The following is a 10,865-nucleotide window of genomic DNA, read 5'->3' as shown; positions in this document are numbered from 1 at the left end:
ATATGAGGGTAATTATTTTATCTGGTGCAGGATTGTCTGCACCATCTGGGTTGCCTACTTATGAGGAACTTAAACGCGATGTTCAATACTCTAATTTTTTCTCTTCCAGCGCAGACATAGCATTAAATATTATTTCTGGTTTTGTAGAGCAATTTAGTTACGCCAAACCTAATAATGCACATCGAGAATGCTTGAAAATCCAACGGTTTTGTGAGTTTATGGGGATTGGCTTTGAACACTATACCCTTAATATTGATAATTTAGCAGAATCAATAGGCTGTAAAGTCACTCATTTACACGGTTGTGTTGATAACTTGGCCAATCTTGTTGAGAATAGATTTGAAACAGTTGACCCATTTGAGAAAATTGTATGGGAAGCCGGAGATGTTCTATTGATTCTTGGGGTAAGTAATGATGGCTATCCTCTCGCTTTTTTAGAGAATAATGTGGTTTCTTCTGGAGCCTATTTTTGTAACTATAATGTTCTTCACAATGAGTCTTTAGCATCATTCCAAGTTATTGGAGATGTTAGTAAAACCTTCTCTGCCATTAGTGCTTTAACAGAACTAGATTTAAAATGTTTCTTTGACATATTTCCATTTGGCACCTACGATGCTGATGTTGTCAAATGTAATATTTATGGGCGAGAATATTCAATTTATTTTTCTCCTACATTAGAGTTTTATAGTTCACCTGATGAGGTTTTAATGGTTGAATCTCATACAAAACAAACGCTTACAATGAAAAGCTCTGAGGTGAAATTTGATCTTCAAGTTAATACGGCTGAAGGAGGGGAATCTTTCGCGACTCCTAGAGATCAGTTTACATTAGAGCAGCTTAATATGTTTGGTATTGTATTGGTTACAATCATTGACGCTCATGCAAGGTTCCGCCATACAGATTTATATACAGCTTCCGCTATACGACCTGAGTTGACACCATTCTATAATCGACTTGCATCTAAATATGCTAAGCGGTTACAATATGAACATTGGTGTGCTTTTGGAGAAGATGGAGTTACATATGCATTCAAAAAACAGTAGCGATATAGCTAAACGTAAAGCCGAGGGCTTGCGTCGTTTGAATCAAGCTTACTCTGATGCCAAAAAAAATGGCACATTGCGCAATGCTGCAACCGTAAACTAGCTTTGTTGCGGCGAAATTTTATAGTAATCAAAACCACTAGGCTCTGCTTGGTGGTTTTTTTTAGCGTTAACATTTATTTTATTGAGGTTCCTGATAACTAAATGATGTAGTCTGCGCTTGAGTTTATAGTCAGTTTGATTGAGAAAATCGTTGGAATTTCTTTTTTAATCTTCAATAGAATCATATAGTTATAAAGTAAACTAGAAAAAATATTTTTCAACAAAGCAACATAACAAATTGTTTTTACTGTTTTTAATCTCCCCCTCCAAAACCGATGGTTGCGGGTTCGAGTCCTGCCACCCCTGCCAAATAAAACAACGGCTTGCATAGAAATATGCGAGCCGTTTTATTTTGCGTAGAATAAAACGTAGAAAATGATTTTACTCGGATTGAATAAGTAGTCATTTTTTAACGCTACCAATTGTCGGTACTATTTCCACTTTCCTGTCGTAGGTGTTCACTTGTGCCAAGGTTTTATGGCCCGAGTATTGTTGCTTCTCTGACAGTGTTCCCTCAAAGTCTGATACACCTTTAGCCTTAATATCATGGAACGTGAAAGTGCGTTCAATCTGCGGATAATCCATTTCCATTTTTGCCATCGCTCGCTTCCAAGCACTGCGCAATCCATCTTGTGTTAATTTCCCGCTGGGATGTTTATTAATGACATAAATACTGGCAATGCCTGAATGCAGAGTTCTTGCTTCGGCAATCGCTTTTCGTAGTCGAGGCGACCAAGCTTTGATTTGCTTTTTCCCTGTTTTACCCTGTTGGATAAACAAGCCATCTTCATTGACCTGCGACCAAGTTAATTGCAAAACATCGCCTTGCCTTGCTGCACATAGGTAACTTATTTCACAGGCAATTTTTAACCTTATCTCTGCACATGAAAGCAGAGCGTTGAACTCCGCATCAGTAATATATCTATCGCGAGCCTTTACCTTAAACTTTTTAACCCCTTTTGCGGGGTTGCTTTTACAGCGTCCACGCTCATAACCCCAAGCAAACATCACGCTAGCTGCCGCGAGTTCATGGTTTGCTTGGGTCTTACTTGATTGCCCCCTTAGATCCATATAGCGCCTAATATGATGTGGCTCAATACGGTCCGGTAACATACTGCCAAACACTTTACTGAACACATTAAGTTCACGGTCCCGATCTCGCTGGGTTCTGGGGGCAAGCTCTTTAAAGTTTGCACTATCCAAATACTCCATCGCTAAACGGTTAACCGTGTACTCAAGGCTAAGCTCAGCCACTGCCTTTTCGTATGCAGTCCATACCTCGGCTTTACTCGCCGTGATTTTGCACAGCACCTTAGTCGAGTTAGGACGCTTAATCACATAACAAATTGGCTTTCCAGCACGGCGATGAATGTAGACTGAAGGTGGTAACCAAGCATCCTCAGGTTTACGTTTACGCATTGCTTAGTGCTCCAAAGTTGGGCTCGCTTGACTTGTGATGAACCAACATACCCCGAGGATTATTCACAAAATCCCAAGTGACAGAAGGTTTACCATCGGCACGTATAAAGCAGTTTATGCCCTGATCACGTAACCATTTTACTTGCGCACCTGGGCGCTTTAATCCACTCAATACTTCAAGTTCAGCATCAGTTAATAGCTGGCTCATGGTCTAAACTCCTTCACATAGTTATGGCTTACCAACACGGATAACACCTGTTGAAGCTTCATGCCGCGTCCTTATCCTTAGGTGCGAAGAACAGTGCGACGGGGCCATCTTCGGTGTCGTGAATACTCAGCAAGAATGAGCCGGCTTTGTCGCAAATGGGTTGCCAATCGCTGATATCGGTGTCGCCCTCGTCAAAGTAACGCTCGATGAGGTTTTCAGGGGCGTCGAGTTCAAACCAAATCGCCACAAACTCGCCGCCTTGGCGTGCCGCCCATGCTTCACACTCCACACGGGTCACGCCTTCATCCCACTCTGGCAAATCGGGATGGGTCCAATAACCTTCTTCACGTTCTACTGTTGCTGCTTGTATCGACTTCATGCTGCTTCTCCTTGGCGCTGGGCTTGGTATGTTTGCCATGCGGGCAAATCAGTGTTTGATACTCGCCAATCAAGCTCGCCAGCCTTGTCATAGGCCACTGAGCCGCCATATTGAGCACCCTCAAAAGTAAATGTCGCAGTGCAATACAGTTGTGGATATGCACCGTTAAATGCCGTGAAGGTCAGATCAGGGCGCAGTGATAACAGTCGTTGCTTAAAGGCTTCGGCCTTAGCATTGTGATCCGTAATGTCAGCTTGCTTTTGTGAATGGCACGCCGCGTTGCAATAAAACGCCTCGCCGATGCAGATCACCGCTTCAATGTCCGTCGCATTGCCTTCATCGTCTTCGGCTTTAATTGGGTTGCCGCAGTGGTAACAGGTAAAACACCAACCATCCGCCAGTAACACTTGATAAGGCACGTTGCCTTGCGCAGCGTATTGGTCATATTCAGGGCAGCGAGTCACTGACATATCATCTTCAAAGGTCAGATTGAGTTCGCCTGCACCTATGCGGCGAGCGGCGGCAGCATGTTGATGAAACACAATGCACGCGGCGCCCTCGCAATGTTCTTGTACTTGAAACGCTTTAATCTTGGGTGTGCTCATGCTGCTTCTCCTTTTATCCTGAGTTTTGATTCTGCGTTGAGTGCGAATACTTCGGCGTCGGCTTGGCCGAAGTCGCTGCACTCGATGGCGTTAAAAGACTTACAAATGCCCCAACCGTGGTAGTTGTTGGGGGTGTACTTCACTTCGATTTGTTGCTGATCGCACATCAAGGTGGAGTAGGGCTTAGATAACGTGACCACGCCCGCTTTAGTGCTGAACGTATTCATGCCGCCTCCTTGTTTTGGTTGTCGCTTGTTTGGCTGACAGGTTGGTGGCAGGGCAGGCGCATTGGGTGATATCGGTACGAATACACTATGGTGCGGCTAATGCCCTTGGCGAGGTTGGTTAAACCGTTGCCCAATGCTTGCCAGTAGAGGCAATCTAACGCGCCCAGCGCCAGCGCGATTTTGATGCTGTCGCCAGTTGTGGCCTTGAGTAACAGGCTTAACTTATGGCTGCGATAATGATTTACAGATGGCGAAACGCCGCTGATTGAGTCATTTAGGCCACCTGCTTCGGTTGCAAAGAGCTTGTTAGCAAAGGGTTTGATTGCAGCTTGGCCCAGTCGATGGCTTTAATGGCCTCGATCGTGGCGGCGATTTGCTCCAGCTTCTTTTGCCCGCGCATAAAGTTCGACAGTTCGATCCCGTGGCGAGCCGCCGCGCGTTCAGCTGGCAGGGCGCTGGTGTAATGCAGCGTTAACGCGGCAATCACCTCGGGCGAACTAATGCGGGTAAGCGACAGCAATAACGCAACGCGCTCTTGTGATTCAAAGCCCGGGAGTAAGTGGTTCATGCCGCACCGCCTGTGGTACTGATCACCCTGAACTCGATCACCCATAACCACGGGTTAGCATTAACGTTGTGATAGATTTGCTCCCAAGTGCGCAGGAATGCGGTGCGCGGCTTCTCATACCAGCCCGCCGATTTCGCCGCGGCAGAGCATGAATGATCAAAACCCTCTTTTATGGCATCGTCTGCTGAGATCTCATTCAATCGCTCAACCCTGATCGCAGTGACTTCCAGCAGAATACGCGCCGCCCAGCGTGGCATGTGGATAGAGGGAATAAACCCGCGATACTCAGCGCCACGATAATCAAAGTCTTCATCACCCGTGCCTGCCGTTAATCCACCACAGACATAATGCAAATCAGGCCCGTGTGCTTTGGTCATTGCCTCACGCACCCACAGCTGATCACCAAGCGTGCCGAACGGTGAAACAAACGCGCAATCCTCACTGCTAACCCCAAAAACATCATCATTTGCAGCTTGATAGAATCCGCGCTTATCAATGATTGTCGGTGTATACCATTCGGCATTTTTAGAAAATGGCGCCCAATCATCATGCGGCTGAGCTTTAAACATTCTGCGCGTCTGTGTTTTACGGCCATCAAGGATGGCGCGTACCATTTCGGTGTTGAAGATAATAGGGCGCTGTTTCATGCTGCCACCTCGTCACATGGGTATTGCTTCCTTACATTGGCAATCGCCTCTTCCATGCTGGGATGGCGTTCATTCATTCGGCCTTCACGTTGATGGCGTTTATGTGCAACGAGCTTTAACATGCGTGGGCCCGATGGCTCGATTTGAAAGCGGATCATTCGGTCATGTGCAAGAACGACTGCAGTCGTTAGGGCGCTATAGTCGAAGGTAGACATGTAATGCGCGCTAGTACTGTTGATTGATAACCCGTGATCACCACAGGCTTGGATTTTGCCAAACATGTGATTGCCGCCGTTGTGAATGTCACAAAGGAAATCAAAACACTCACGTTGATCTGCATTGAGCCAAGGGTAATGTTTGGCGTAAAAATCATGTTCGTTGCTCATGCTGCCTCCTTGCTTTGGGTGGCTTCATCGTATTGGCGGATGGCAAACACAATCGCGAAACAGCACCAGATAAAGCGATAGGTGAAGGGGTCTTTCCAGCCATCCCAAAAATCATCTAACGTCATGCCGCCCGCATCTTCCTCATCCCAGTTATTGAGGCGATAAACCACATCCCACTCGGCGTTCTCGCGGTTTTGGGTAAACTCCTTAACGGCATTGGTCGCGCTGCTAATCGCCTCGGCATCTTCTTCATTCGTCGGGTCTAGCCCTTCGACAAACCACTGCAAAAACTGCTCAAGGCGTTGATCGGCTTCCTTGGCATCAAACTCGCGAGTGCCGTCGGTTTTACACTCAGCCAGTACCTTTTCTTCCCAGTAACTCGCATTCACACCCCAGTCATCACCGCTTTGGCGAAAGAAGCAAAACATGTCCTGAACCCGAGAAAATACATAACAGCCCATATCGCCACTGATGCACAAATGCTGCGGCCATGTGGTTATCTCAAAGCGATGCTCAAAGCTGCCTTGGCTGAGTTCCATGTGACGGAACACCCCATCATCTTTAAGAATGGTGAGTTGATGTTCGGCCACATCGTTTAAAAATGTCGTTCTCGTTGGGTGGTTCATACGCTATTCCTTCCTTTTGAATCAGCAGGGCTAGGCTGCGGCTTCGCCGTTAAACACCACCAGATTGATGATGGGTTTCTTGGTTTTTGGGTTCACCTTGTCCGAAAGCTTGTGATAGCGAATATGCACATCGCGGTGGGCTTCTTGGGTCATGGCTAAAACTATGTATTGCTGGCACAGCGCGGGCGTCGATAACGAATGCGACAGGCGTTGTGGCTTCATGGTTTCAAACAAGTGCTGCGCCATATCATCCAACTTGGCTTGGTACTCCGCAGGGCTCAGTTGACGGCGGTTAGGGTGCGCGCCAACTGAGGTGCTGCACTTCTTGGCCGCTTGTTTTTTCGCTAAGGTCATGGACACGCCGTAAACAAAAAACATAATTGCCTCCAACAAGGTGAAACTGTCGCCGTTATCATTACAGGGATATGGACCATCACCCCTTGGTTGCCTAAATCGTGACTTAGCGGCCGACCGGCGCGGCTGGCGTCATCGTGTGCAGCGGATGCACATTAGTGACGGCTTGCGAGTCGTTACGCCACACCATCACCTTGCCGTACAAACCTTGTTGGGGCTCGGTAAAGCGCAGGCAGAAGTTGAGCCCGAGTTCGCCCGTGTGGCGGATGAACTGGCGGTAAAAGGCAGGGCTAGGGTGGTGATAGGCAAAATGCTTGACCAGCTCGGCGCAACGGACTTGCACCCGTGGGCAATCCATTGGGTCGGTGTGGCCCTTGGCCAGCGCCATCAAGCAGGCAAAACGTATTGCAACCAGTAGACGAAACTCATCGCGTTGCTTAGGTGTGGTGTGAACTTTCGCTAGAATCATTTCCTTGTCCTCGGTAGTGCCCATTGGGAGCAAAGCTCGAAAGGGCCGTCAGTCGTTTATGGTTCAAAATGTCAGTGCTTAGGATTAGCTTTCTGCTAGGCAGTTTTATTTAACGAATTAAATGTACGTTATGTACATATTGAGGTCAATACAAAATGTATATTTATTTTTTGTTGCTAGTATTATAAAAAATAGTGATGTAAGTACTTATAAATGCACATAAAAAATAATGGTTTTGATATTAAATATGTACAAATTGTTTAACAATACGATAAGGAAGTTCTATCTTGGGGGGGGGCTAGTGACTAATTGGTGATCTATTCTGATTTTTTGAACTCAACAATTGGTTGAAAAACGAATGCCTGGTGGCATGGTTTGGTTACATAAAAGGATTCAAGATCTTAAAGGAAACTGTTAATTTTTGGGGATGTTGATACATAGGTTTCTAGCCAAACTGGTACCGATGATTCTATGCTTTTACCCCAAATTCAGTTTCGAAGTTAAAAAAGCAAACAGGGCCAGTAAGCTTTAGCTATAGAAAAGCTAATGTGATAAGACTACTTTTAGCCTAAAAGTGTTATGCCTGTCTGATCTTTCCGACAGGGATTTGATATCTCTCTAATAACAACCATCGCTGAGCATTACTCAAGCACTACACATTCGTGAATGAAATAACGTTATTTGTTGCCTCTGATACGGCCCTACAACTTGGATGACTCTCATTCAAGTAGTTCTAGCTCGTAAAGGTTGCTGGCAAACTGAAAGTGCATTATGTTGTTGATTTAAAATGGGGCGTTCAATTTATTCATGTTTACAAGTATAACTTTCAAGTATTAATTGCGTCAATTTTGCATATTAATGTAATATAATAGCGTTAAAAATTAGGTGAGATTATGGCTAAGACAAAAACAAGAAAAAAAGGATTAAGTCTTCGATCTAAAATAATTGGACAGATTGTTGGATTGAAAAAAAAACCATCAAGTAAGGTAGTGAAAGTTGATGGTAAGCCTATGATAATGGGCCTTAATGCAACATCGAGGTTATCCAGTATTCGTGGGCTTCCAGAGAAGATTGCATTACACCAACTTTGTAATATGCTTGAAGATTCAAGTAGTCGAGATCGTGCAATAGATTGTAAATTTCCCACTGACTTCCGTATCAAAAGCAATTTTAGATATATGGACTCAAAACATGATTTAGATTTTGATATTGCATTCGAATCAATAATATTGAAGTCATTTTATAATGAAATATCAAGTTTCATAAAACTTTCTGATGAATATGATGCATTCCTGTTAACTTCAAGACTTGATGATGCAGAATTGAAACTCGAAGAAATATTTAATAAGTTTGGATTTAGTAATTGGTATATATCATCAAAATTAAACCTTTTATATGATAAATGCTTACATAGTGAGTCTGATAAGTTCAGAAATGAAGTTATGGAGTATTTTAATTCAAATGAATCTGATAGTTTGTCTGAAGTTTACTCTAATTACCCGTTTATAAGGTGTGATAAAAATGTTTCTTTTGAAAGGTATTCATTTTCAATACAGCACCAATCAGAAGAGTTTGGGGCGGATGGAAATAATGACATAATATACTTTTCACATTTTTTTTCACCATCAACAAAATATAAAGACTATTCTGGTCTTATATTAGAGAATTCTGCTAATAATATAATAGACAGGTACTTAGGCTTCAGAAGGATACTTTGTTCACTTTATCTTAATGATGTAAAAATTTTAAAATACAATAGCATTATAAAAGATTTAAATTGTTCTATTGATGATAAATCACTTAGAAATATAGTTGCGCTAATTAATAAGTCCAATGTTGAATTAGATGTCTATGATGATGAATTGCTAGGTGTTTGTGATTTATATGTTAAAGGTAAATATCTTGAGGTAGTAACTGAATCTGAGAGATTACTTTCTATCAGGCCAAATTTTGTTTCTATAAATGAAATCTATATAAAATCATTAATAAGATGTGGTTTAAGATCTGGACTAAATAACTTGCTTGCTGTTATTTGTAATGAGATTTTAGATCTTTATATAACTGCTGATAAACGCAAGTCAATAATAGCACTTCAAAAATACTATCTTAGATTCTATCATACAGATTGGTCATATTTTATTAAATTACATTGTGATAAGTTCTCTCATGGTTTAGAACAGTTTAATGTTGAGAAGTTATATGGATACATTGATATATATAGCTCTATACTTAACCCATTTACAAAGCTCGACATTCAAAATGGATTAGGATTTGAGCATATTTCACAGAAAATTTTATTAGATCATGGTGTAGACTCGGCGTTATTTAACTTAGTTGATGAAAGCAGGAGGTTAAAGATAATTGGAGATAGCCACTATAAAGATTCTCAATTTGGTTCTTGTATCGAATATTATGAAGAATTAAGTATAAGTGAAGACTTTTTGTTCGCTGAATATGCTCAGTCAAAGTTAATTTCTTGTTATTACAACTTAAAAGAATTTGACAAAGCAATTCATAATTTAGCACGGTTAATTATAGATGGAAAAGGTCATAGCCTATTACCAATAAAAGAAGTTTATGATTACATTTACTGCGAATGCAAAGAGGAGCTCTCAGATTTTGAGTTAGTGAATAGAGCGATTATTTCAGATCAATACTATAAATTGTTGGGTTCAAAGGATGGAGAGATTTTAGGTCTTTTATGTGAAGATATATTGGAATTAATGGGCATAGATGATGTTAAAAATATCTACATACCAGATGGTGATGAGTTTACTTATTTTTTCAATGAGGTTTTGTTACCTTCAGCATTAGAAAAAATAGATATATTTGAATCTTCTGAAGAAGTATATATTTTTAGGTTTTATATAATAAAATCTCTCTTATCTAAACTTGATGATACAGAATTAAGAGAGGGACTATTTAGAAACTTAGAAAAATTAATTAAAGAAACGTGTGTTACTGAATGTGGTGCAGGGAAGATTGAAGTTGATTTTCTATCAGTTAAAAATAGCTTGGTGAAACACCTTGGAAAAACTTTTGACTCAATAAAGAAATCAGAAAAAGAACAGATTAATGATAGTAATTATACTGATGTTGTTACTAAAAAAGGTACGTTCACTGTAAGTAATAACAAGTATTTTGTATCTATTTTGGATTTTTATCTTCAAGTAAGAGATGTATTTACTTTAAGCCCCACAAATGGTTTAGATTATTTTTTGAATATGAATATTAGGCATGGTGGCATTGTAAATTTGCTATGGGGCCCAGCCAAGCAACATAAGCTATGTTATTTGAAAACAGATAAAGGGAATTTTGAAAAAAATCAATACTGGTTTGATCAGAATCCATACATGCCTCCTTTGACTCGTAGTCTTTTGGATGATTCACTTAGAGATTTCTCTATTGGACTTGATAAGAAAATCCAAGAAGTGAAGTCTTACATTCATATAAATACTGGTGAGTTTGGTGATAAAGAAAAGGCTTTTAATTACTTTACTGACCAAGAGTTTGTTGAGTTTCTAATAAAAAACATTTCTATAGAGACAACTGTTGAAGATATTTTGGAACTAATTATTGGGAATTTAGTAGAATCAACTAATGAGTCTCTTGATTCACTTAAAGAGTATATTAATAATGATTACAGAAAGAGTATTAATGATTTATTTGATTCCCTAAAAATTAAAATATCAAATTCTAGCTATAGATTTGAAGAGCTAACAAGGAAAATAAAACTTGCTCAGAGGGAAATGAATGAAAAAATCGATGAATTGATGGAGTGGATGGCATGGAAAAATGAAACAAGCCAAAGCTTTCTGCTCGGTTCTTCTGT

Annotated in this window: 13 protein-coding genes and 1 pseudogene; 2 read left to right on the top strand and 12 right to left on the bottom strand. The window is 41.3% G+C overall.

The window, feature by feature from the left end:
• The first annotated feature begins 2 nt into the window (after nucleotides 1-2).
• A complete protein-coding gene (locus FW758_RS03185; protein WP_446444608.1) occupies nucleotides 3-1,043 on the top strand; it encodes an SIR2 family NAD-dependent protein deacylase in 1,041 nt (346 codons plus the stop codon).
• A 504-nt stretch (nucleotides 1,044-1,547) separates the two neighbouring features.
• Here FW758_RS03185 and FW758_RS03180 read toward each other — a convergent pair.
• The 12 genes and pseudogenes from FW758_RS03180 to FW758_RS03125 form a co-directional block, all read right to left on the bottom strand.
• Complete coding sequence (locus FW758_RS03180) at nucleotides 1,548-2,564, bottom strand: tyrosine-type recombinase/integrase (RefSeq protein ID WP_311999515.1); 1,017 nt, start codon at nucleotides 2,562-2,564, stop codon at nucleotides 1,548-1,550.
• Nucleotides 2,557-2,772 (bottom strand): DUF4224 domain-containing protein, encoded by a 216-nt coding sequence (locus FW758_RS03175; RefSeq protein WP_006083887.1) that lies wholly within the window; start codon nucleotides 2,770-2,772, stop codon nucleotides 2,557-2,559. Before FW758_RS03175 ends, FW758_RS03180 begins: the two co-directional genes overlap by 8 nt.
• A gap of 58 nt (nucleotides 2,773-2,830) precedes the next feature.
• Nucleotides 2,831-3,151 carry a hypothetical protein gene (locus FW758_RS03170; protein ID WP_446444607.1) on the bottom strand — a complete coding sequence of 107 codons (321 nt, stop codon included), beginning with the start codon at nucleotides 3,149-3,151 and terminating at the stop codon, nucleotides 2,831-2,833.
• Nucleotides 3,148-3,756 carry a hypothetical protein gene (locus FW758_RS03165; RefSeq protein WP_446444606.1) on the bottom strand — a complete coding sequence of 203 codons (609 nt, stop codon included), beginning with the start codon at nucleotides 3,754-3,756 and terminating at the stop codon, nucleotides 3,148-3,150. The genes FW758_RS03170 and FW758_RS03165 overlap by 4 nt, the downstream gene beginning before the upstream one ends.
• Entirely contained in the window at nucleotides 3,753-3,983 is a 231-nt protein-coding gene (locus FW758_RS03160) for a hypothetical protein (protein ID WP_012089043.1), read from the bottom strand. The genes FW758_RS03165 and FW758_RS03160 overlap by 4 nt, the downstream gene beginning before the upstream one ends.
• A pseudogene (locus FW758_RS03155) lies at nucleotides 3,980-4,257 on the bottom strand (hypothetical protein). The gene FW758_RS03160 and the pseudogene FW758_RS03155 overlap by 4 nt, the downstream one beginning before the upstream one ends.
• Nucleotides 4,258-4,551: a hypothetical protein gene (locus tag FW758_RS03150; RefSeq protein WP_446444605.1), complete on the bottom strand. Its 294-nt coding sequence runs from the start codon at nucleotides 4,549-4,551 to the stop codon at nucleotides 4,258-4,260.
• The gene (locus tag FW758_RS03145; RefSeq protein WP_446444604.1) at nucleotides 4,548-5,198 is read right to left on the bottom strand and encodes a hypothetical protein; all 651 of its coding nucleotides are present in this window, start codon (nucleotides 5,196-5,198) and stop codon (nucleotides 4,548-4,550) included. The genes FW758_RS03150 and FW758_RS03145 overlap by 4 nt, the downstream gene beginning before the upstream one ends.
• Nucleotides 5,195-5,584 (bottom strand): hypothetical protein, encoded by a 390-nt coding sequence (locus tag FW758_RS03140; protein WP_446444603.1) that lies wholly within the window; start codon nucleotides 5,582-5,584, stop codon nucleotides 5,195-5,197. Before FW758_RS03140 ends, FW758_RS03145 begins: the two co-directional genes overlap by 4 nt.
• Nucleotides 5,581-6,210, bottom strand: a complete 630-nt coding sequence (locus FW758_RS03135) for a hypothetical protein (protein ID WP_446444602.1) — start codon at nucleotides 6,208-6,210, stop codon at nucleotides 5,581-5,583. The genes FW758_RS03140 and FW758_RS03135 overlap by 4 nt, the downstream gene beginning before the upstream one ends.
• Nucleotides 6,211-6,240: 30 nt before the next feature.
• Nucleotides 6,241-6,588 carry a hypothetical protein gene (locus tag FW758_RS03130; RefSeq protein WP_025007746.1) on the bottom strand — a complete coding sequence of 116 codons (348 nt, stop codon included), beginning with the start codon at nucleotides 6,586-6,588 and terminating at the stop codon, nucleotides 6,241-6,243.
• A gap of 82 nt (nucleotides 6,589-6,670) precedes the next feature.
• Complete coding sequence (locus FW758_RS03125) at nucleotides 6,671-7,033, bottom strand: hypothetical protein (RefSeq protein WP_446444601.1); 363 nt, start codon at nucleotides 7,031-7,033, stop codon at nucleotides 6,671-6,673.
• An 893-nt stretch (nucleotides 7,034-7,926) separates the two neighbouring features.
• Between FW758_RS03125 and FW758_RS03120 the strand changes: the two genes are divergently transcribed.
• Nucleotides 7,927-10,865: hypothetical protein (locus FW758_RS03120; RefSeq protein ID WP_446444600.1), on the top strand; the 2,939-nt coding region annotated here is incomplete at its 3' end.

The organism is Shewanella sp. 1180_01 (genome assembly GCF_052850535.1).
The sequence above is the reverse complement of the archived record's forward strand: the minus strand, read 5'-3'. Positions and strand labels throughout refer to the sequence as shown.